The 18870-nt window shown below is 65.8% G+C and carries 20 protein-coding genes; 8 read left to right on the forward strand and 12 right to left on the reverse strand.

Translation table 11 applies throughout. The features are described 5' to 3' along the window. Nucleotides 1-30: 30 nt before the first annotated feature. Both ROP_RS00275 and ROP_RS00280 read left to right on the forward strand, forming a co-directional pair. The gene (locus ROP_RS00275) at nucleotides 31-789 is read left to right on the forward strand and encodes an MgtC/SapB family protein (protein WP_012687326.1); all 759 of its coding nucleotides are present in this window, start codon (nucleotides 31-33) and stop codon (nucleotides 787-789) included. A gap of 52 nt (nucleotides 790-841) precedes the next feature. Next, entirely contained in the window at nucleotides 842-1072 is a 231-nt protein-coding gene (locus tag ROP_RS00280; protein ID WP_005261861.1) for a hypothetical protein, read from the forward strand. A gap of 255 nt (nucleotides 1073-1327) precedes the next feature. On the opposite strand, the gene ROP_RS00285 is transcribed toward ROP_RS00280, so the two are convergent. Beyond that, nucleotides 1328-1897, reverse strand: coding sequence for an FHA domain-containing protein (locus ROP_RS00285; protein ID WP_005261859.1), 570 nt, complete (start codon nucleotides 1895-1897; stop codon nucleotides 1328-1330). 226 nt (nucleotides 1898-2123) lie between these two features. Between ROP_RS00285 and ROP_RS00290 the strand changes: the two genes are divergently transcribed. Continuing rightward, complete coding sequence (locus ROP_RS00290; RefSeq protein ID WP_012687327.1) at nucleotides 2124-2816, forward strand: helix-turn-helix transcriptional regulator; 693 nt, start codon at nucleotides 2124-2126, stop codon at nucleotides 2814-2816. 80 nt (nucleotides 2817-2896) lie between these two features. Next, nucleotides 2897-3181, forward strand: a complete 285-nt coding sequence (locus ROP_RS00295; RefSeq protein ID WP_005261856.1) for a YciI family protein — start codon at nucleotides 2897-2899, stop codon at nucleotides 3179-3181. A gap of 256 nt (nucleotides 3182-3437) precedes the next feature. On the opposite strand, the gene ROP_RS00300 is transcribed toward ROP_RS00295, so the two are convergent. Beyond that, nucleotides 3438-3851, reverse strand: a complete 414-nt coding sequence (locus ROP_RS00300) for a VOC family protein (RefSeq protein WP_005261854.1) — start codon at nucleotides 3849-3851, stop codon at nucleotides 3438-3440. Between the two features lie 338 nt (nucleotides 3852-4189). Here ROP_RS00300 and ROP_RS00305 point away from each other — a divergent pair, with 338 nt between their 5' ends. Together ROP_RS00305 and ROP_RS00310 are read left to right on the forward strand one after the other, a co-directional pair. After that, nucleotides 4190-4549 (forward strand): carboxymuconolactone decarboxylase family protein, encoded by a 360-nt coding sequence (locus ROP_RS00305; RefSeq protein WP_005261852.1) that lies wholly within the window; start codon nucleotides 4190-4192, stop codon nucleotides 4547-4549. Beyond that, nucleotides 4546-7344, forward strand: a complete 2799-nt coding sequence (locus ROP_RS00310; protein WP_012687328.1) for an aconitate hydratase — start codon at nucleotides 4546-4548, stop codon at nucleotides 7342-7344. Before ROP_RS00305 ends, ROP_RS00310 begins: the two co-directional genes overlap by 4 nt. Nucleotides 7345-7508: 164 nt before the next feature. On the opposite strand, the gene ROP_RS00315 is transcribed toward ROP_RS00310, so the two are convergent. Both ROP_RS00315 and ROP_RS00320 read right to left on the reverse strand, forming a co-directional pair. Further along, nucleotides 7509-8303, reverse strand: a complete 795-nt coding sequence (locus tag ROP_RS00315) for a succinate dehydrogenase iron-sulfur subunit (RefSeq protein WP_012687329.1) — start codon at nucleotides 8301-8303, stop codon at nucleotides 7509-7511. Nucleotides 8304-8370: 67 nt separating this feature from the next. Further along, nucleotides 8371-8649, reverse strand: a complete 279-nt coding sequence (locus tag ROP_RS00320; RefSeq protein WP_005261848.1) for a hypothetical protein — start codon at nucleotides 8647-8649, stop codon at nucleotides 8371-8373. Between the two features lie 19 nt (nucleotides 8650-8668). On the opposite strand from ROP_RS00320, the gene ROP_RS00325 reads away from it, so the two are divergent. After that, nucleotides 8669-9025, forward strand: a complete 357-nt coding sequence (locus ROP_RS00325) for a DUF488 domain-containing protein (RefSeq protein ID WP_005261847.1) — start codon at nucleotides 8669-8671, stop codon at nucleotides 9023-9025. Between the two features lie 338 nt (nucleotides 9026-9363). Here ROP_RS00325 and ROP_RS00330 read toward each other — a convergent pair whose 3' ends face one another. The 3 genes from ROP_RS00330 to ROP_RS45005 all read right to left on the reverse strand — a co-directional run bounded on the left by ROP_RS00330 (nucleotide 9364) and on the right by ROP_RS45005 (nucleotide 11997). Then, on the reverse strand, nucleotides 9364-10260 hold the full coding sequence (locus ROP_RS00330) for an SPFH domain-containing protein (RefSeq protein WP_005261846.1): 897 nt from the start codon (nucleotides 10258-10260) through the stop codon (nucleotides 9364-9366). Between the two features lie 166 nt (nucleotides 10261-10426). Beyond that, the gene (locus tag ROP_RS00335; RefSeq protein WP_037205890.1) at nucleotides 10427-10831 is read right to left on the reverse strand and encodes a DUF3040 domain-containing protein; all 405 of its coding nucleotides are present in this window, start codon (nucleotides 10829-10831) and stop codon (nucleotides 10427-10429) included. 491 nt (nucleotides 10832-11322) lie between these two features. Then, nucleotides 11323-11997 (reverse strand): RGCVC family protein, encoded by a 675-nt coding sequence (locus ROP_RS45005; RefSeq protein ID WP_317612036.1) that lies wholly within the window; start codon nucleotides 11995-11997, stop codon nucleotides 11323-11325. A 142-nt stretch (nucleotides 11998-12139) separates the two neighbouring features. On the opposite strand from ROP_RS45005, the gene ROP_RS00340 reads away from it, so the two are divergent. Continuing rightward, nucleotides 12140-12580: a MarR family winged helix-turn-helix transcriptional regulator gene (locus ROP_RS00340; RefSeq protein ID WP_005261844.1), complete on the forward strand. Its 441-nt coding sequence runs from the start codon at nucleotides 12140-12142 to the stop codon at nucleotides 12578-12580. 207 nt (nucleotides 12581-12787) lie between these two features. Here ROP_RS00340 and ROP_RS00345 read toward each other — a convergent pair whose 3' ends face one another. The 5 genes from ROP_RS00345 to ROP_RS00365 form a co-directional block, all read right to left on the reverse strand. After that, nucleotides 12788-14368 carry an FMN-binding glutamate synthase family protein gene (locus tag ROP_RS00345; protein WP_005261843.1) on the reverse strand — a complete coding sequence of 527 codons (1581 nt, stop codon included), beginning with the start codon at nucleotides 14366-14368 and terminating at the stop codon, nucleotides 12788-12790. A 214-nt stretch (nucleotides 14369-14582) separates the two neighbouring features. Further along, the gene (locus ROP_RS00350) at nucleotides 14583-15839 is read right to left on the reverse strand and encodes an NAD(P)/FAD-dependent oxidoreductase (protein ID WP_012687331.1); all 1257 of its coding nucleotides are present in this window, start codon (nucleotides 15837-15839) and stop codon (nucleotides 14583-14585) included. Nucleotides 15840-15976: 137 nt separating this feature from the next. Continuing rightward, nucleotides 15977-17122, reverse strand: coding sequence for a transaldolase (tal, locus tag ROP_RS00355; RefSeq protein WP_012687332.1), 1146 nt, complete (start codon nucleotides 17120-17122; stop codon nucleotides 15977-15979). 71 nt (nucleotides 17123-17193) lie between these two features. After that, a complete protein-coding gene (locus ROP_RS00360; RefSeq protein WP_043823966.1) occupies nucleotides 17194-17862 on the reverse strand; it encodes a hypothetical protein in 669 nt (222 codons plus the stop codon). Between the two features lie 277 nt (nucleotides 17863-18139). Next, on the reverse strand, nucleotides 18140-18853 hold the full coding sequence (locus ROP_RS00365) for a helix-turn-helix transcriptional regulator (RefSeq protein ID WP_012687334.1): 714 nt from the start codon (nucleotides 18851-18853) through the stop codon (nucleotides 18140-18142). Nucleotides 18854-18870: the final 17 nt, after the last annotated feature.

Consider the following 18870-nt stretch of genomic DNA (forward strand, 5'->3'; position numbering starts at 1 on the left):
TTCTTCTATCGTCAAAGGATTATCCGCGCGATGCTAGTGACCTCGTACCCGTCCTGGTGGCAGATGCTGGCTGTGTTGTCGGTGGCCGTGGTGCTGTCCACGGCGGTGGGCATGGAGCGGCAGTTGCGGCAGAAGTCCGCCGGGATGCGTACCCATACCCTCGTCGGTCTCGGGGCTGCATTGTTCATGATCGTCAGCAAGTATGGGTTCAGCGACGTCCTCACCGAAGGCCTGGTCACGCTCGACCCCTCGCGGGTGGCCGGCCAAATCGTCTCCGGAATCGGTTTCATCGGCGCCGGACTGGTCTTCGTCCGCCGCAACAAGGTCCGCGGACTGACCACCGCGGCGTCGATCTGGCTCACCGCCGCAATCGGGACCGCATCCGGTGCCGGGCTGATCCTTCCGGCGATGTTCGTCACCGGCTGCCACTTCGTCATCGCCTTCGCGTATCCGGTCGTCGTCCGTTACAGCCGGCTCGGCAAGTCCAGCCAGCACCTGCTACGCGTGCGGTACGCCGACGGCACCGGCGCACTCCGGCGCATCATCTCCGCTTGCACGGAGCACGGGCTCGCCGTTCAGGGCTTCGCCACCCGACACCCCGATGCCGACGCCGGCGCCGGCGGCGTTCTCACCCGTCTGCGCGACAATCTGGACACTGCGATGCCACTCGCCAGCGGCGTCGAAGTCGAACTCGAACTGTATGGAACCACGAACTTGAGCGAACTGATGACGCAACTATCGGTCCTCGACCACGTCGACGGAGTCCATTGCGACGACCCACTGGAATAGGGGCGCTCCGCCATCGACTCGGGCCGGGTAGCGGTGAGGGAAAGGAAATACGATGACCGGAAACACGGAAAATGTGAATCGGATGATGACCTTCGCGCTTCACTGGTTCCCGCATCGCGGCGGCCCGGCGGCGGAGATAGTCGCTGTTCTCGGTATGGATACCGGCGAGTTCTTCCGCTGCCTGAACGCGCAGCTGCACCCGAACCCTCCAACTCCGCTCCGACCGGAGATTGTGCAGAAGATGAAGGCAGTGGCACGGCGGCGTCTGTGGCTCGCAGGTTGAGACCTACGGCCCGCGGAAGGCTTGGACGCGCTCCGGTTGCGTACCGGCAGCTGGCGCTATGGACTCGTCGGCTACAGCCGCACCACCTGCACCGAAAACTCCGGCCCGCTGGTCGGGCAACGCAAGTGTGAGCAGTTTCCCACCGGATGAGCCGGCTATCGACTTCCGGTGCCTCGTGCTGGTCGAGGACACCACGACATAGCTTGCGGGGCGATCACGGCGACGGGGAAAGCCGTATCACTCACTCGGTCAGGGTCATTGATCTGTTGCCGCTGAAGGCGGTGTGATGAGGAACGCGAGCCGGAATTTTCCGATTTTGATCTCGTCACCGTCGGCGAGCAGTGCAGTGTCGACCGGTGCCCGGTTGCGGTAGGTGCCATTGAGACTGCCGACATCGGTCACCCGAAATGTGTCGTTGTCGCACCGGATCTGGGCGTGGCGACGGCCGACGGTCGTGTCGTCGAGGTAGATGTCGCTGTCGATGTGGCGACCGATCGTGGTGACCGGCTGATCGAGCAGGAACCACTCACCGCGGTTCGGCCCCCGGGTGACCACGAGCAGCGCCGAACCAGACGGCAGTGCCTCGACCTCGTCACGGCCCCACGGCGGTTCGCTGGCGGCCGGATGCCGTCGACGGCGGGCGGCGGGGAGATTCACCCCGGCGTACGTCTTCGCCGACAGTGGGCCATCGAGTGACAACTCGGTCACCAGTGCGGCTTTCGCTCGACACTCGCGGAGCAGACGGTGAGCGTCATCTCGAATGCCCGAACCGGCCCGAGCACCGGAGCCGATGATGGTGTCGGTGATGTCGAATGGTGCGCTCACGACGAGGTCCTCTCTCTGCGACGAGGAGAGCAAGCTAGCACTTACCTCATACAACTATTATTTACTATTAGAATAGTGCAAACTCGTGGTCCGGCGTAAGGTGAAACGCGTGTGACTAGCATCACTAGTGGTGCTTGGCCTGGCACGATCCGATGATCGACCGCGCGCTGCATCCTTCGTCGATACGGATGGTTTCTACTAACAGTCTCGGCTAAAGTAGTGAGGCATGAGCGAGCAGACGTTGACCGACCCCACGCCGGCGACCGCGCTCGGCGAGACCCGGAACCGGGTGCTGGAGCTGCTGTGCGTCGCGGCGGAACCGATGGGCGTACAGGACATCGCCGAACGGGTCGACCTGCATCCGAATACGGCCCGGTTCCATCTGGACGGATTGGTCGACACGGGCCTGGCCGAGCGCCGAGCCGAGGACCGCCGCCGTCCGGGTCGGCCCCGGATGGTCTATGCCGCTACCACCTCGGATGCGTCCACCGGCCGGCGCAGCTATCGGTTGCTGGCGGAGATGCTGACCGGCCTTATCGGCGACACTCTGCCGGAACCCGGCCAGGCCGCCGAGACGGCCGGGGAGGCGTGGGGCCGCTACCTCGCGGAGCGGCCGGCCCCGTCGCAGCGGGTGGACGCCGCCGACGGGGTCCGCCGGTTGTCGACGGTGCTGGCCGAGTCCGGCTTCGCCCCGGGCGTGGTCGACGACCTCACTCGACCGGTGATCCCGTTGCGGCACTGCCCGTTCCGGGAGGTAGCCGAGCGGCACCGGGACGTGGTGTGTTCGCTGCACCTGGGCTTGATCCGCGGGGCGCTGGCCGAGGTGCGGGCACCGCTCGCGGCCGATCGGCTCGAGCCGTTCGTCGAGCCGTCGCTCTGCCTGGCGTACCTGACCCCCACTCCTGATGAACCGTCATAACGAATCGCGCGAAAGGACGGGTATGGAATCGAGCGGGGTTGCACACTGAATAGATCGGCTTACGAGAGAACGAGAAGAGCATGCCCGTGTTCGTCGTCGAATACACCTACAGCCCCGAAACATCCTCCGGTCGTGATGATCACCGAACCGACCACCATGCGTGGCTCGCCGAATTGGTCCGCCGCAAAGTGGTGCTGTCATCGGATCCCCTCGCCGACCATACCGGCGTCCAGTTCATCGTCGACGCTGCCGACGAAGACACCGTCACACGTCTGTTCACGCACGATCCATTCGCTCAGGCAAACCTCGTATCAAAGGTTCTCATCAGCAAATGGCACCCCGTGATTGGCGAAATCCACGACTAGTAGGTGCTGATCCACGCCAGCGTCAGGACACGCCGATCGGGCATCGTCCGGCGGAATTGACCGAACCGTGCACGGTACCTCATGAAGGGCCGATGACCCCATCTTGTACTCGGCGGTGTCCTCGAGCGGTCACAACCTCGGCGCCTGCGATCCGTTGTGCGTTACTCGTCGTCTGAAATAGCCAGACGGCGGCGCGGTCGCATTCGATCAAAAGACGCCCTCCTCGCCGGCGTGGCAGATGCACCGACGCCGGTGGTCACCCGCGGAATCGTTGCGCGATCAGCTCCCGCGGTAGCTGCTCGGGGCCCGGGTAGGCGACGATGACACGGATGCCGTCCGGGTCGCAACCATCCACGAACGTCACCCCGCCGACCGTCTGCGTGTACGTGGTCGCGTCATATGCGTGTAGCCGCTCGGTGATCCGCTCCAACTCGTCCTCGGTGTCGGCGGCCCACATGACGTAGTGCACGCCGATGACGCTTACCCCGCGACGGGTCGATGCCCCCTTCTTCGCATACATGTAGATCTGAAAGTTGTCCGGCGTCAGAAGGAGTGCTGCATCGGGCTCGCGCACCGCGACACGGCAGCCGAAGACGTCGCAGTAGTACTTCACCGACCGATCCAGCTCGGCCACTTGCATCACCGACGAGGCAACCTTGGCAGCGCACATTTTCATCTCCTACGCCCGGACGGTCCGTTATCTTCACCGTACCGCTCACGGGGTGGGTTGGTCTCGTCGCGCGGATCGGAACGCACGCATCCAATATTGTTCTCCGCCACCATGTCGCCGCGCAGTGCGGCAAGCGTATCGGGTCGATGATCAATCGGCCCAAGTGCCGTGCCGATCACCCACTGCGTCTGCACCGTTGGGGATCGGATCGGTCGTTGAGGTGGGGACCTTCGGCCCTGGCAATTTGATGCGGACGGGCTATGGTGGCAGGCAAGGTCCGCGCTGCTGCTGCGGTGTCTGTGCTACGGCTGGCAACGCTGAAACAGGAGGACAGCTGTATGCCCGAGTCGCTGTATCAGCCCACCACGACGGAGATTTCGGAACGTCGCAAGGCGCTCGCACCCGGGATTCACGACGCCTTCGAGAATTTCAGTCGCGCCGTCTTCGCCGACGGTGCGCTGCCGGAGAAGACGAAACAGCTCATCGCGGTCGCGGTCGCCCATGTGACGCAGTGCCCGTACTGCATCACCGGGCACACCAAACTGGCCCGCCGCAAGGGCGCCGAACCGGAGGAAATCATGGAAGCCATCTGGGTCGCGGCGGAAATGCGGGCCGGTGGTGCGTTCGCGCACTCCACGCTGGCCCTGAACGCGATGAACCATAGTGGCCACACCTCTACAGGGGAGCCCGAACCGTGAGCGGCAACAGTTTCGGCGCGCGCTCCACACTGACAGTCGCAGACCAGACGTACGGTATTTACCGGCTGGATGCGATCGAGACCGACGTGCAGCTTCCCTACAGTATGAAGGTGCTGTTGGAAAATTTGCTCCGCAACGAGGACGGCCGCCTGGTCACCGCCGGGCAGGTCTCGGCCCTGGCCTCGTGGTCACCGCGCAATCCCGGCCACACCGAAATCCAATTCACCCCAGCCCGGGTGCTTATGCAGGACTTCACCGGCGTGCCGTGTGTGGTCGACCTGGTGGCGATGCGGGATGCGATGACGGCGCTGGGCGGCGACCCGCGAAAGATCAACCCGCTCATTCCCACCGAATTGGTCATCGATCACTCGGTGATCGCGGACGTCTTCGGCCGGCCCGACGCCTACCGGGTCAACGCCGACCTCGAGTTCTCCCGCAACAAGGAGCGCTACCAACTGTTGCGGTGGGCGCAGCAAGCCTTCGACGATTTTCTGGTCGTGCCACCCGATACCGGAATCTGCCATCAGGTCAACCTCGAATACCTGGCCCGCGTGGTGTTCACACAGGAAACACCGGACGGCCCTCTCGCCTACCCGGACACTCTCGTGGGCACCGACTCGCACACCCCGATGATCAACGGCCTCGGCGTGCTCGGTTGGGGAGTCGGCGGGATCGAGGCGGAGGCGGCCATGCTCGGCCAGCCGATGAGCATGCTCCTGCCGCAGGTCCTCGGGCTCAAACTCACCGGCGCCCTACCCGAGGGCACCACCGCCACCGACCTCGTCCTCACGATCGCCGAGTTGCTCCGCAAGACCGGGGTCGTCGGCAAATTCGTGGAGTTCTACGGCCCTGGTGTCGCCAACGTCCCGTTGGCCAACCGGGCGACCCTGGGAAACATGAGTCCCGAATACGGTTCGACCTGTGCCATCTTCCCCATCGACGACGAGACCCTCAACTATCTGCGTCTGACCGGGCGACCCGAGCAGCAGGTCCGACTCGTCGAGGCTTATGCCAAAGAACAAGGAATGTGGCACGACCCCGATCAAGAACCGGCCTACAGTCACACCGTCGAGCTCGACCTCGCCACCGTCGAGCCGTCCATCGCGGGCCCGAAACGACCCCAGGACCGCATCCCGCTGGCCAGTGCGCCGCACGCCGTTGGGTCGTTGCTGGCGGGCCAACCATTGCCGACTGCGCTGGATGCCGGCCTCGACGAGGCGTCCGGCGAGTCGTTCCCCGCCAGCGATCCGATCGCGGTCGACCACGACCGCGCATCGGATGGGCCGGCGGCGCCGTGCCGGTGCGGGAAGAGCCATGTATGGCCCTCCGACCCGGTGGAGGTGGTCCTCGACGGCGAGGTGCACAGTGTCGATCACGGGCATGTGGTCATCGCCGCGATTACCTCGTGCACCAACACCTCGAACCCGTCGGTGATGATCGGCGCGGGCCTGCTGGCGAAGAAGGCCGTGCAGGCGGGCCTGACTCGTAAACCGTGGGTGAAGACGTCGCTGGCCCCGGGATCGCGGGTGGTCACCGACTACTACGATCGGGCCGGGCTGACCCCCTATCTGGAACGGCTGGGCTTCGGACTCGTTGGCTATGGCTGTACCACCTGCATCGGTAATTCCGGTCCGCTGATCTCCCAGGTCAGCGACGCGGTCACCGGACACGATCTGACCGCCTGCGCGGTGCTGTCCGGGAACCGTAACTTCGAGGGCCGTATCCACGCCGAGTGCAAGATGAACTTCCTCACCTCCCCGCCGCTGGTCATCACCTACGCACTCGCCGGGACCATGCTCGCCGATGTGCTGCATGATCCGATCGGGACCGGGTCGGACGGGCGGCCGGTGTATTTGCGCGACATCTGGCCGAGCACCGAGGAGGTCAAGGCAGTCATCGACGAATGCCTGCAGTCACAGATGTTCACCGACGGCTACTCGAATGTGTTCGCCGGCGACGACAACTGGCGCGGCCTCGATGTCGCCTCCGGTGAGATATTCGAATGGCACGAGGACTCCACCTATGTGCGGCGGCCACCGTACTTCGACGGCATACAGCCCGAACCGCAACCGATCTCCGACATCACCGGCGCCCGGGTGTTGGTCATGTTGGGGGATTCGGTGACCACCGACCACATCTCACCCGCGGGCACGATCCGCCGCGGCAGCCCGGCCGGTATCTACCTGCGCGAGCATGGCGTCGAACCGCCCGACTTCAACTCCTACGGATCCCGTCGCGGCAACCACGAGGTGATGATCCGCGGCACCTTCGCCAACATTCGCCTGCGGAATCTGCTGGCCCCGGGCACGGAGGGCGGCGTCACCCGCCACCTCCCCGACGGGCAGGAGATGAGCATCTTCCACGCCGCGAACGCCTACGCCGCCGAGGGCACTGCGCTGATCATCCTCGCCGGCGCCGAGTACGGATCTGGGTCCTCGCGCGACTGGGCGGCCAAGGGAACACTGCTCCTCGGGGTCAAAGCGGTCCTCGCGACGTCGTTCGAGCGCATCCACCGCTCCAACCTGATCGGCATGGGGGTACTGCCCCTGCAATTCCCGCCCGGTCACACCCGCGAAAGCCTCGGCCTGACCGGTGAAGAGGAATACTCGATCACCGGACTCGAAGGCGGCGACCCGGGCGCGGACTTCCCTACCGAGGTCACCGTCCGAGCCCACCACCATGGTCAAGTACAGGAATTCCGCGCCACCGTGCGGATCGATACCCCCGCGGAGGCGGGATACTTCCGCCACGGCGGGATACTGCAATATGTGCTGCGACAGCTCCTCGTCACCTGAGCGGCTCGCCATACCCACCGGGGCAGCGACCGCCGGCCAGCAACCCTGGCCGAGCGGGTCACCGCGCCGCGGGCCCGAGCAACAGGGTGACGCCTTTTCGTTCCCGCCACTCCAGGGCCTCACGAACCCGCTAAAGGCCTGGCGATGGTGCAGAACTCGTGCGGCTACCGCACTACTGCCTTGCGGTTGAACAGCAACGTGCGTTTGACTTCGGTGATCGCTTGCGTCACCTTGATTCCGCGCGGACAAGCGTCGGTGCAATTGAACGTGGTGCGGCATCGCCAGACGCCGTCGATGCCGTTGAGAATGTCCATCCGCTCCCCGGCGCCTTCGTCGCGGCTGTCGAAAATGAAGCGATGGGCGTTGACGATGGCGGCCGGCCCGAAATAGCTACCGTCCGCCCAATACACCGGGCACGACTCGGTGCAGCACGCGCACAGGATGCACTTGGTGGTGTCGTCGTACCGGGCACGATCGGCCTGGGACTGGATCCGCTCGCGGGTGGGCTCCTGACCGGATGTCATCAGGAACGGTTTGATCTGGCGGTACGCCGAGAAGAACGGCTCCATGTCGACGACGAGATCCTTCTCGACCGGGAGTCCCTTGAGGGGTGCGATCGTGACGGTGGTGTTCTTACCGTCTTTGTGCAGTATGTCGCGCATGAGCACCTTGCACGCGAGCCGGTTGACTCCGTTGATGACCATTGCATCCGATCCGCACACGCCGTGCGCGCACGAGCGGCGGAAGGTCAGGGTCCCGTCGAGATACCCCTTGACGTAGGTGAGCAGGTTGAGCAACCGATCGGTGGGCAGGCACGGAACCTCGAAGCTCGCCCATCCGGCCTTGCCCGGGTCCTCGGGGCTGAAACGGCGAATCTTCAACGTGACCATCACGGCGCCTTCGGGGACCGGCGGTAGCGCTACGGAACCCGGGCCCTCGCTGTTCATGGGGACAGACATGGTTATCGACTCCAACCTCGTCAATTACGTTTTCGGGGAGCTCGTCTCGGATTGTCCACAGGCTAGCTCAGCGGTTCGATCGTCGGATCGGAAAACCCGGTTCGGACCCTCTCGCGCGCCGGGGGCGCCGCGTGATGTGCGGAGCCGATACCCCTCCGACGAACAGGCGCATCGGGTTGACGATGGCCACGAGCACCGACAGTTCGTGCACGAGCATCCCGATGGACATCGTGGCGTGGCCGGCGAAGGCGCCCGCCGCCACCACGACACGGTTGCCGGCGCGGTGTCCGCGATCTTCACCGCCACAGTGCACCGCGGGTTTGTCATTCGTTGTGGGCACCGTCATTTCGTGTCATGATCGATCTATGGGCCCGATCGAGTTGGTGCGAGCCTATGACGCTCGCGGCACCAAGAAGACATCGCCAACCTTCTTGGTAGATCGACTCTGGCCACGGGGCATCGCGAAAGCGGACCTCGACTGCGACGCCTGGATCAAGGAGGTGGCGCCCAGTACGGAACTGCGGACCTGGTTCGGCCACCAGGCGGATCGGTTTCCGGAGTTCCGCACACGCTATCTTCAAGAACTTGATACCAATCGCACTGCCGCCCAGCCGATCGTCGAGGCGGCGCGGAACGGGACTGTGGTGCTGCTGTATTCGGCGAAGGACCTCGAGCACAACCAAGCCGTGGTCTTGCGCGAGTGGATCTCGAATCAGTTCTGACATCCCCATAGGTCGGGCTGAACTCTCATCGCATCCATGAACCTCCGGCCCGCACATCGAGCCGTGCCGTCCGGCCGCGGTCAGAACGGGGCCGTGGTCCACGGGGCAGTGGCGGGTCGGTCGCAGGTCAGTGCGGGCAATCAGACCCCCAGGCCCGTAGGGCGACATCCTGGAACCGGACGGCACAGGGTGACGGTCCTGCCCCCTGCCGCGAGTCTCGCCGCAACAGAGGTCACCGTGGTGTCGGGATGAAACACAGCTCCCGACACCACCTGCCACCCAGCACCCCCGAACGGAACCGGCGGTCACCGCCCTGGAGCCTGAGGGGTCTATTGGTCCTATCCGAATCGTGATTGTTCGAGGGCGAATCCGCGGGCGTCGACGGGCGTGTGTTGTGTGTGCCGGGTCGACGGTTCGTCGTTTACGTTGGCCGGAGTGGTTGTGGTTGTAGGTTCGGCTGTTCGCGTCGGAGCATGGGCGGTGTGCGGTGTCGCTCGTTCCAGAAAGCGGAGCAACTCGACCGGGAACGGCAGCACGAGGGTCGAGTTCTTCTCGGCCGCGACTTCCACGACGGTTTGCAGGAGCCGCAGTTGCAGCGCTGCGGGATGTTCCGTCATGGTCTCGGCGGCCTGGGCCAGTTTCGCGGAGGCTTGCAGTTCGCCGTCGGCGGTGATGATGCGGGCCCGCCGTTCACGTTCGGCCTCGGCCTGGCGCGACATCGACCGCTTCATCGAATCGGGGAGGACCACATCCTTGATTTCCACCCGGTCGATCTGCACACCCCACCCCAGCGCGGGGCTGTCGATCATCAGCTCCAAGCCCTGGTTGAGGCCCTCCCTGTTGGACAGTAGGTCGTCGAGTTCGCTCTTGCCGATGATCGACCGCAGCGACGTCTGTGCGACCTGACCGATCGCGGAGACGTAGTCCTGCACGTCCACTGCCACTCGCACCGGGTCGGCGACGTTGAAGTAGACGACCGCATCCACCCGGACGGTCACGTTGTCGCGGGTGATGCCGTCCTGGGCGGGCACCGGCATCGTGATGATCTGCATGTTCACCTTCTCGAGCCGGTCGGCGATCGGGATCAGCAACATCAGGCCCGGTCCGCGGACGGCGGGCTGGACGCGCCCGAACCGAAACACGACGCCGCGTTCGAACTGTGTGACGACGCGAATGCTCGAGCTCAGGCCGAGTAGGCCGAGACCGACTATGACGGCCACCGCATAGAGAATCATGGTGTTCTCCTATCCGCCCGTGGCCTCTACCGATACCCGGTCACCACGGGCTTGCTGCCAATCGATGAAGTTACGTCACGTCTCCGCGCTTAGCTGCTCGGGGCAGCGCCTCGATTCGCGGAGGCGTCCGATCAGGTGCGGCGCGTTGGCTTTCCGAGTCCGCCAATCATTGCGGTGCCGGCGCCCCGCGGGGCGGCCATGGTATGAGCACAGCACCGGATGCGGTCGATGGATCGAGGATTCGGACGGTGTCGGTGTTGACCGGAATCGCGCTCGCAGAATGGGAACCACCGACGGCCAGACGGTTGATGGTGGGCACCGCCCGTGTTGTTCGTGGCGTCGGTGCACTCTTCCGGACGGTGATCTCGGCTTCGTTGAAAATGCGGGGACCTCGCAGTGCACACACACCGAGCGTCACCGCGAGCACCAGCACTCTCAGTCGGGTCCGCACACTGCGATCGTATGGTGGGCGCGGCGTGACGCCGTGAAACACTCGGAGCAGCGTCGGGCTGCTTGCGAGAAGCCGTTGTTCGATCTCGCACAAAGCATTTCGTTCATCGTCGCTGAGCACAGCGCACCTCCCGGACTCCCCCGGCGAGGTCTTGGTGCCGGGACGACCACTTTTTATATCGTATCACGATAAAAACGTTTCGCTTGCAGCGCGGAAGGCGCGGCGTCGTCCACCCGGTTGACTGCGCTCCTCGCCGGTGGTTCGGTAGTGGACCCTTTTTCGTGCGCGAAGACGTTCGCGCTGAACCACATATCCGGTCGCGCACAGATCCGGTCGCGTGGCTCGATCCGTATGCGCGAACTTCGCGAAAATCACGGTCGATATCCGGCACCGCGGGAAGCCCGGCCGCTGCCGGACGCGAAGGTGATTGCGCGCCAGGAAAGGTGGTGGTACCGCCGCTATCCCTTTTTCTAGCGACGGTCACCGATTGGTGCGGTCGGTGACGTCGCCGCGTGGGTGCCGGTCCCGCACCGCGCGAAGAGGGGTTGCGGTAGTACTCGTCGAGAATCGGCGGATATGCCTGGGTTGGCTTTTCGAGTTGAACTTCTCGTTCAGTACCGGGAGTAGTGCTGTCCAGTCGCCTGTTCGCCGGCGCAGATGCAGTTTCGGTCGAGGTTTCGGTCCGAGGTCGCGGCGCAAAACCGAATACCGAGCGCATCGTGGGAATCCGGGCTGTGCGGACATGCCGTGCAGGACGGCGTTGATTCCAGTGCCCGTTCAGGGTTCGACACATAGGTCGCGTTCGACGCCATGGCGGCGCTCCAGTTCTCGGCCCTGTGACATCGGGCCGGGTCGGGCGCCGAGGACGACATGGCTTGACCGCGCATGTTCGGGCCCTCGGCACCCACAAGGCTACACGTGCCCGCCGGCCCCTGTGGCTCCGCGGGTGAACGACCCTCACGCAACAGAATTGTCCCAGACCCTATTTCGAGACGCGTCGACGGTTCACAACGTCCCGACGACCCTTTTCGGCCACGGCGATCCTGTCGCAATTGCACCCGAACGAATCTTCGATGCTTTCGTTGCGGAAACTTCCACCCACGCTCATCGCTCCGCTGCGCGTGGGAGTGCCGGTGCTGATACATGATGAGCTCATGTGGCGTCCTTCTGGGGAATCGGAAATCGTCTGCGCCGGAATCACGACCGCCAATCGGCGATACTTGTCGACATTGCCGAGTCGCCGTCCGATCGCACGGCGGGGTGTTACGCACTCGTCGCCGTGGCATCGACGTCGGGGCTGTCTCCAAGGGCTCGTCGCACGATTTCGGGCAATGCCCCGTTGAGGCGTGATGATTGTCAGAGCATACCCGGTGTATCGTATGGCGATATATAGTGCGGCGGTTCTGACGACTGAAGGGGCGCGTTGCCGTGACTGCAGACGAGCACGTGGAGTCGGAGCCGTTGACGAAGCGGGATTTCGAGGCACTGGCACGTTTCCGCTTCGGTATCCGCCGCTATCTGCGCTTCAGTGAGGACACGGTCCGTGACCATGGCCTCACCCCGCAGCACTACCAGTTGCTGCTCGCACTCAAGGGATTTCCCGGCCGTGAATGGGCCACCATGCGAGAACTGGCCGACCGCCTGCAGCTGCGTCATCACAGCGTGGTGGAGCTGGTCGACCGGGCTCAGAAGCACGGTCTCGTGGAGCGCGCGCCGCACCCGTCCGACGCGCGGGCGGTACGGGTGGAATTGACCGAGCACGGGCAGCTGATCCTGGCACGCCTGAGTGCGATGCACCGCGACGAACTGCTGCGCCTCGGACCCACCCTCGAGTTACCCATCTGGGACGACCCTCCTCAGGACCCGTGACTTCGCGTCCTTCGTCGACCCCCGGGTCCGCGACCGATGATCTGATCGGTCGATTGCCCGCTCGTCTCCGTCCCCATCAATTGCCGGTTGGTGAAAAAAATTGCTGGTCGATTGTCTGTGGGAGTCCTCGACGAGTTGCCGCAACCGTGGTGTGTAGTGGTCCGTCTGGGGGGTGCTCGGGCGAACACCACAGACCCCGGCGATGCCTCAAAACCTTGACGAGTCGGCGTTCGTCCAGTCGCGGAGCCAACTCGTCGGGGGGTCCTCCGTGAGCAGGTCACCGGGCTGCAGCCACTCGTGTAGGTCCGCGTAGGTCATCGTGCGGTGCCCCTGGATGCGCCGGTTGAGCATCGACGGATCGAGGTCGCAGAAGTCGTCCAGCCCCATCGATGCCAGGATTTGTTGGGCGCTCGCGACGGTGGATCTCTGGAGGTTGTATACCCGGGTCGTCTTGTCCGGCACGTGGAGTGCGCGGGCCCGGCGGGCGTCTTGGGTGGTGACACCGACGGGGCACCGGTTGGTGTGGCAGCGTTGGGCCTGGATGCAGCCGACCGCGAACATCATCGCGCGGGCGGCGAGGGTGAAGTCCGCTCCCTGGATCAGGCGTTTGATGATGTCGATTCCGTTGGCGACCTTGCCGGAGGCGCCGATCTTGATCCGGTCCCGCAGCCCGGTGCCCACCAGCGCGTTGTGCACCAGCATCAGGCCCTCGGTGAGCGGCATCCCGACGTGGTCCTCGAATTCGAGCGGGGCAGCCCCGGTTCCGCCCTCGGAGCCGTCGACGATGATGAAGTCCGGGGTGATGCCGGTCTCGAGCATGGCCTTGCAGATGGCGAGGAATTCCGTGCGGGAACCGACGCAGAGTTTGAAGCCGATGGGTTTTCCGCCGGACAATGCACGAAGTGTGGTGATGAAGTCGATGAGCTCGAGCGGGGTGCAGAAGGCGCTGTGGGATGGCGGCGAGATCACGGTCTGCCCGACCGGCACCCCTCGGGTTCGGGCGATCTCGGGGCTGACTTTCGCGGCGGGGAGCACTCCCCCGAGCCCGGGTTTCGCCCCCTGGGAGAGCTTGATGGAGATGCATTTCACCTGAGGCAGGGCGGCCTTGGCGGCGAACTCGCCGGGATCGAAGTGCCCATCGGGGTCGCGGCAGCCGAAGTAGCCGGATCCGATCTCCCAGATCAGGTCGCCGCCATGCGCGAGGTGGTAAGGACTGATACCGCCCTCGCCGGTGTCGTGGGCGAACCCGCCGCGGGCCGCGCCCCCGTTGAGCGCCTCGATGGCGTTGCCCGACAGGGATCCGAAGCTCATCGCCGAGACGTTGTACAAGGCGATGTCGTACCCCATGGTGCACTGCGGACCGCCGATCCGGACATGTGGTGTGTCATCGGAGGCGGTATGCGCGCGCAACGAGTGGGTGACGAACTCGTATCCGGTGGCGGTGACGTCCCGTTCGGTTCCGAAGGGTTCCACGTCCTTGGTGCCCTTGGCGCGTTCGTACACCGTGGTGCGGGTGTCGCGGTCGAACGGTGTTCCGTCCGTGGATCGTTCGATGAAGTATTGCTGGATCTCGGGGCGTATCCGCTCGAGCAGGAACCGGGCGTGGCCGATCACCGGATAGTTCCGCAGCACACTGTGCCTGCGCTGCAGCAGGTCCCAGGTGCCGACCATCGCGATCGCCGCCGCGATCACCGTGACGAGCAGCCACCAGCTCGACACGAGGAAGATCAGCAGCAGCGACGCCACCCCCAGCACCCAGGCGCCCGCGATGACCAGCCAACGGATCATGGGAATCCCTCCCGGCGCGTGTGCACGGACGAGGCGCCCACCCGCCGTTGCGGCGACAGCGCACCCGATCGATCAGGTCCGGCCGAACCGCAAGCGCCGTCGGTGAATCCAGGAAGTTCGGACGAGTTCGAGCAGGGCCGTCGACACCACCACCACCGAGACGGGGGCGGTGTCTCGGGTGTTCGCGTCCGTGCCTGCTGCTGGGGCGTGAGTGTCACCGCGCACCACCGGGCACCGGATCGGCCAGGTATCTCAAGAGCTCGTCCGGGTCGGCCAGTTTCGCCGGGTCGACCCGCTCACCGGAGCGCACCAGCGCCTCGATGGCGTCGGTGACACCCCAGGTGTTGACGTTCATGCCGGCCAGCACCCGCCCGTCCCGCATCCAGAAGGCGATGAACTCGCCGGCGGCGACGTCGCCGCGGAACACCACCGAGTCGTAACTACCGTGCGGGGCGTAGCCGGAATACTCCATCCCGCTGTCGTACTGATCGGAGAAGAAGTAGGGCACCTGGTCATAGGCGGTGACCCGGCCGCTCATGTTCGCCGCCGCCACCGGTCCCTGGTTGAGGGCGGCCGACCAGTGCTCGAGGCGCAGATGAGTTCCCAGTAGCGGGTAATAGGTGTTGGCGACGTCCCCGGCGGCGTACACGTCGGGGTCGGTCGTGGCCAGGTGTTCGTCGACGACGATCCCGTTGTCGACCGCCAGCCCGGCCGTCTCGGCCAGTGCGGTGTTGGGCACGATGCCCACCCCCACGACGATCGTGTCCGCTTCGATCACGGTGCCATCGGTGAGGCGGATTCCGGTGGCCTGGTTGTCCTTACCGGCGATCTCGCGCACCCCGGAGTTCAGTCGCAACTCCACACCGTGGTCGCGGTGCAGGGCGGCGTAGGTTTCGGCGACCTCGGCGCCGAGCACCGCCAGCAACGGCAATTTCGACCTCCCCACCACCGTGACGTCGCAGCCCGCCGCTCGGGCGGCGGCCGCGGTCTCCAAACCGATCCACCCCGCCCCGACGATCGCGACCCGGTCCGCCGCGGCGAACGCGGCCTTCAGTGTTTCGCAGTCGGTGACCCGGCGCAGGTAGTGCACCCCGCCCAGATCGGCGCCGGGCACCTGCAGCCGGCGGGGCGACGAACCGGTGGTCAACAGCACCTTGTCGTATCCGAGCCGCTCCACGCCGTCGATGACCACCTCGTGTTCGGCTGTGTCGAGGGCGGTGACCGGGGTCCCCACACGCAACTCGATGTCGTGTTCGGTGTACCACCCGGCCGGGTGAATGTAGATCTTCTGCCGCTCGGTGGTGCCTTGGAGGTAGGACTTCGACAGTGGGGGTCGGTCGTAGGGGCGGTCGGTCTCGTCGCCGATGAGAACGATCCTTCCGTCGAACCCGCCGGTGCGCAGCGCCTCAGCGGCCTTTGCGCCGGCCAGTCCGGCGCCCACGATGACGAATGTCTGCTCTGCAGTGGCCATGTCATGTCCTTCTGATGCGAGGTGTTTCAGGTGTGAGGACCGATTTCATGCGCGCTGTGGCTCAGGTCGCGGTGTCCTGTTCACCGCACACCGTCCGTATCGCGCGCCCGTTCGGGTCGGGTCGGCCGGCCAGGAGGTCATCGTTGCGCCAGCTGGTGGGCTTTGGCACGGAGTTCGGTGAGCAGATCGGCGAACGACTGGTGAAAGGCGGCGACACCCTGGTCTTCGAGGGTGCGGCCGACGTCGTCCATGTCGATGCCCGCCGCGGCGAGCTCGTCCAGGACGGCGGCCGCGCCGGCGGGGACGGTGTCGATGGAGCGGGTGAGGGTGCCGTGATCCTCGAATGCCGTGATGGTGGCCTCGGGCAGCGTGTTGACGGTGTCCGGGCCGATGAGACTGTCGACGTAGCGGGTGTCCGGGTAGTCGGGGTTCTTGGTCGAGGTCGATGCCCACAGTGGCCGTTGCACCCGGGCGCCGCGGGCGGCGAGTGTCTCCCACCGCGTTCCGGTGAAGCGGTCCTGGAAGATCCGGTAGGCGAGGCGTGCTTGGGCGATCGCCGCCCGACCCCGCAACGCCGGGGCCTCGGGGTCGCCGCTGTGCTCGAGACGTTTATCGACCTCGGTGTCGACGCGGCTGACGAAGAATGATGCGACACTGCGCACCGCGGCCAGATCCGCGCCCCGTGCCGCACGCGCTTCCAGACCTTGCAGGTACGCCTCGATCACCTGTTCGTAGCGGGCGAGGGAGAAGATCAAGGTGATGTTGATGCTGACGCCCTTGCCGATCATGTCCGCGATCGCCGGTATTCCCTCCGCGGTCGCGGGGATCTTCACGAACACGTTCGGTCGGGCGATCCGTTCGTGCAGTCGCCCGGCCGCGGCGATGGTGGCGTCGGTGTCCCGGGCCAGTTCCGGGGCGACCTCGATCGAGACGAACCCATCGGTGCCGCCCGAGGTGTCGTAGACGGGCCGCAGTACCGCGGCTGCGTCGACGACATCGGCCGCGGCGAGCTCCCAATAGGCGTCCTCGACCGCGCGTCCCTGGGCGATGAGTGCCGCGAACTGTGCGTCGTAGGCATCGGAGCCGGCGATGGCGCGCGCGAAGATGGTGGGGTTGGCCGTCACCCCTCGTATTCCGGCGGCCACGAACTCGGCGAGGGTGCCATCGCGCAGGTAGGGGCGGGTGAGGTTGTCCAACCACGGGCTTTGCCCCTGCTCACGGTACAGGCGATGCAACCGGCTCACCGTTGCCCCTACCGGTGCGGGTGGGAATCTGGTCATCATCGTGCCTTTCGTCGTTCGGGCGTCTCATTCACGCCGACTTCGCTCAGCGCTCTGCCCGCGTGCACGCCGTGTCACTGCCGGTCGGTAGGGGGTTGTTCTCGTGGGGCGAGAAACTTCGACGGATCGCTGCCCGCCCGGGCGCCGGAGGTGAACCACGCCGCGAATCCCTGGGGATCGCGGCGCTCGATCTCGTCGAGGTATTGCCGGCGGATCCGGGCCAGTTGCAGCCGGTCGGTGACCGACGTGGCGTTCTGCAGCTCCGCGAAACTGGTGCGCCAGCCGCGGCACAGCGCATCATCGGACAATTCCGCACAGCTCGGCGGCGTCGGCAGGGACCCCGGAGCGCTCGCCTCGTCCGGATCACTCAGAGCCGCCGGCTGCGGGGAGAGTAACTGCGCCAACGGCGGCCAGCGTCGGAGCCGCCGCGCCACCGGCCCGGCGGTGACCGTCAGCACGAGCACCAGCGGCACGGCCGCCGCGCCGGACAGTGCGATCAGGCCCACAACACAGATCAGGGCCGCGCCCGCGGTGGCGGCGTGGAGTGCGGCGGCCGGCAGCCACGAACGCGGCGTGGCGGCGGACCTGTCGGCCACCATCGCGGGCAGGCCGCCGCCGGTCACTGCAGCGGCGAACGCCGCGGACACGAGGACGTCGGGGTGGACGGTGAAGATCGCGACCGCGAAGCCGACCAACCCCAGCGGCACGGTCACCACCCACCAGAGGATTCGATAGACACCCATGGGATGTAATCCCTTACACAGATATGGCTTTGAGCGATGCGGACCGCCCTGGCCCACGGTGTCACCGAAAAGAAGATGACGAACGGTGAGCGTCAGGGCCCCAACGGCGGGGTTTCCTGATGCGGTCCCGGTGGTTCGCGGTGTGATGCGCGACGAGCGCTTCCTGGCACGAGCGTCGCGGTCAGCGATGCGCCGTGATGCCGGTGGTCGGTTGCGCGGGTCCTTCGATCGACGTGCGAGCCGATCCGGCGCCTCGCCTCATGCCGGTTCGTGTCCGTCAGGGGCGGGCGGGACCCGGGGGCGGGGGCGAGTGCGCATGGGCGGACGCTGCGTGGTGGACGACGACACAGCATCGGTCCGGCCGCGGGTCCAGTTCTGCGTGCGCGTCGTGTCCGGCGCTCCCGGCGATCACGCCCTGGACGAGGCGTAAGTTCAACCCGCACACCACGTCCAGGTGGTCTCGGGCGACATGGTGGAAGGGGCAGTTGCGTAGGTCGATGCGGCCGTCGTCGCCGACCTGGGGCAGGTATCCGCAGCCGCGGAGCGCCGCCAGAAGATCTCCCCCGGTGTCGGCGGCGGCCCGCTTGCCGGCGTCGAGTGCGGCCTCGTTCACCGCCGCCCGCACGGTTCCGCTGGTGTCCTGTTCGACCGAGGTGACGAGCAACCGGGCGAGCAGCTCGTAGTCCCGGGGCGGCACGCTGACGGTCATTTCCGTCGTGGCCCGGGTGTAGAGCTTCGCGGGGCGGCCGGCGCCGGGTCCGCCGCGACCGGCCGGCCGCTGGTAACTGACCGTCACCAGGTCGGCATCGGCCAGCTTGTCGAGGTGATAGGCCGCGAGGGTCCGGCCGACGTCGACGGCGGCGGCCGCCTGCTCCCGCGAGACCGGTGCGCCGCTTTCGGTCACGTAGTCATACAGCCTGCGCCGCAACGGATCATCCAGGTTGCTCAACGCCGCCAGAACCGCCGGCGCAGCGGATCGCGGAGTGGACATACCCCGACTGTAACACC

Origin of the sequence: Rhodococcus opacus B4, from assembly GCF_000010805.1 — a bacterium.
GTDB lineage: Bacteria > Actinomycetota > Actinomycetes > Mycobacteriales > Mycobacteriaceae > Rhodococcus_F > Rhodococcus_F opacus_C.

What these genes read in the sequence shown, in the direction of transcription:
- ROP_RS00275 (WP_012687326.1), top strand. Translation starts at nt 31, where the DNA reads ATGCTAGTGACCTCGTACCCGTCCTGGTGGCAGATGCTGGCTGTGTTG.
- ROP_RS00280 (WP_005261861.1), top strand. Translation starts at nt 842, where the DNA reads ATGACCGGAAACACGGAAAATGTGAATCGGATGATGACCTTCGCGCTT.
- ROP_RS00290 (WP_012687327.1), top strand. Translation starts at nt 2,124, where the DNA reads ATGAGCGAGCAGACGTTGACCGACCCCACGCCGGCGACCGCGCTCGGC.
- ROP_RS00295 (WP_005261856.1), top strand. Translation starts at nt 2,897, where the DNA reads ATGCCCGTGTTCGTCGTCGAATACACCTACAGCCCCGAAACATCCTCC.
- ROP_RS00300 (WP_005261854.1), bottom strand. Translation starts at nt 3,851, where the DNA reads ATGTGCGCTGCCAAGGTTGCCTCGTCGGTGATGCAAGTGGCCGAGCTG.
- ROP_RS00305 (WP_005261852.1), top strand. Translation starts at nt 4,190, where the DNA reads ATGCCCGAGTCGCTGTATCAGCCCACCACGACGGAGATTTCGGAACGT.
- ROP_RS00315 (WP_012687329.1), bottom strand. Translation starts at nt 8,303, where the DNA reads ATGTCTGTCCCCATGAACAGCGAGGGCCCGGGTTCCGTAGCGCTACCG.
- ROP_RS00320 (WP_005261848.1), bottom strand. Translation starts at nt 8,649, where the DNA reads ATGACGGTGCCCACAACGAATGACAAACCCGCGGTGCACTGTGGCGGT.
- ROP_RS00325 (WP_005261847.1), top strand. Translation starts at nt 8,669, where the DNA reads ATGGGCCCGATCGAGTTGGTGCGAGCCTATGACGCTCGCGGCACCAAG.
- ROP_RS00330 (WP_005261846.1), bottom strand. Translation starts at nt 10,260, where the DNA reads ATGATTCTCTATGCGGTGGCCGTCATAGTCGGTCTCGGCCTACTCGGC.
- ROP_RS45005 (WP_317612036.1), bottom strand. Translation starts at nt 11,997, where the DNA reads ATGCCACGGCGACGAGTGCGTAACACCCCGCCGTGCGATCGGACGGCG.
- ROP_RS00345 (WP_005261843.1), bottom strand. Translation starts at nt 14,368, where the DNA reads ATGATCCGTTGGCTGGTCATCGCGGGCGCCTGGGTGCTGGGGGTGGCG.
- ROP_RS00350 (WP_012687331.1), bottom strand. Translation starts at nt 15,839, where the DNA reads ATGGCCACTGCAGAGCAGACATTCGTCATCGTGGGCGCCGGACTGGCC.
- tal (WP_012687332.1), bottom strand. Translation starts at nt 17,122, where the DNA reads ATGATGACCAGATTCCCACCCGCACCGGTAGGGGCAACGGTGAGCCGG.
- ROP_RS00360 (WP_043823966.1), bottom strand. Translation starts at nt 17,862, where the DNA reads ATGGGTGTCTATCGAATCCTCTGGTGGGTGGTGACCGTGCCGCTGGGG.
- ROP_RS00365 (WP_012687334.1), bottom strand. Translation starts at nt 18,853, where the DNA reads ATGTCCACTCCGCGATCCGCTGCGCCGGCGGTTCTGGCGGCGTTGAGC.